General features: G+C 63.1%; 1 protein-coding gene. It reads right to left on the bottom strand.

Annotation, left to right across the window (positions count from 1 at the left end; genetic code table 11):
• The coding region (locus ADK41_RS03435; protein ID WP_159043937.1) for a hypothetical protein at positions 1-1,471 on the bottom strand (1,471 nt) is incomplete at its 3' end.
• Positions 1,472-1,552 lie beyond the last annotated feature (81 nt).

Here is a 1,552-nt window from a genome sequence, read left to right as displayed (position 1 = left end):
ACGTTCGGGACGCCTCGACACCGTCATCCACCCCGTCCGCCACCGAAGCAACATCCCGGGCACCCAGACGCACCGCCGACCCCGAATACTCCTCGGCCAAAGCGAAAACGTCCGCGTCCCCATCCACCGACCCGACAGCCCGCGCCCGCGACCCCACGGCCTCCCCGTCACCACCGAGAGACACACCGAAGTCCCCAAAACCCCCGGACTCCACATCCACATCGAACCCGAGCCCGTCCTCGAACCCGAGCAGCGCAGCCGTGACCCTATCCGCGGATCCCGCGGCCGGCGGGTCCTCCAACTCGTCCAAGCGCACCTCGTCCAGGAATTCACTCAGCTCGGTCGGAATCTCCTCCGAAGAAGACCGCTGCGAGTGAAGCCGCTGCACCTGCAGCTCCCGCTCCCTCTCACGCGCATAAAGATCAGCAATCTTCATCAAGACCGCCGCCGGCAGAAAATGCCTACCAGTCCTGAATTTATGCACTCGATTCTTCGTGAGTCCAGCTTCTTCGGCGATGGCGATGTATGAGAACCCCGCCTCATTTTGCAGCCACTCCACTTGATTCCGAGCGACCTTCACCCGGACTGCGAACCGCGGCGCATCACGGTACTCTTCCTGCTTTTCATGGATCGCGTCCAGCACCTCGGGCGACACCGAGTCCCATTCCTCTTCCCGGATGGCCTTCTTGACGTCGTCAGACTCGGCACCAATCTCCTCGAACAGGGCGCCCAACGAACCCAGTTTGACCTTCAGATCATCGACGACCTCCTCCAGCTCCCGCCACACATCACCGCCGGACCCGCCCGGGGAAGACCGCTGCGAGTCAAGCTGCTGCACCTGCAGTTCCGGCCCCCTCTCACGCACATACAGCCCAGCAATCTTCATCAAGGTCGCAAACGGCAGAACTCGGTTCTGCTTCCTGAAGTCGCTGACTTCCTGCCTCGTGGCTCCAACGTTGTTGGCGATGTATGAGAGAGTCATCTCCTTCTCATCTTGCAGCCACTCCAACTGCTTCCGGGCGTCCTTCACCCGGACTGCGTACCGCGGCGCATCACGGTACTTTTCCCGCTTTTCATGGATCGCGTCCAGCACCTCGGGCGACACCAAGTTCCATTCCTCTTCCCGGATGGCCTTCTTGACGTCGTCAGACTCGGCACCAATCTCCTCGAACAGGGCGTCCAGCGAACCCAGTTTGGGCATCAGAACATCAACGGCTTCCTCCAGCCCCCGCCACGCATCACCGTCGGCCCCTCCCGGGTCCGAAGCACCAACCGCACCGGACGCGTCCCCACCCGCCGCAGACGACAGCCCCACCGATCCAGCCGAACCCGCGAACTCCTCCGCGCCCTCCATGTCCACATCGGCAGGCTCACCCGCCGAAACAAACTGTGAACCGAAGTCCGACCCGAGCAGCGCAGCCGTGACCGTATCCGCGGATCCCGCGGCCGGCGGGTCCTCCAACTCGTCCAAGCGCACCTCGTCCAGGAATTCACTCAGCTCGGCCGGAATCTCCTCCGAAGAAGACCGCTGCGAGTGAAGCCGCTGCCCCGG

This window comes from Streptomyces caelestis (assembly GCF_001279005.1).
Lineage (GTDB): Bacteria > Actinomycetota > Actinomycetes > Streptomycetales > Streptomycetaceae > Streptomyces > Streptomyces heliomycini.
This window is presented reverse-complemented; position numbering and strand designations above follow the sequence as displayed.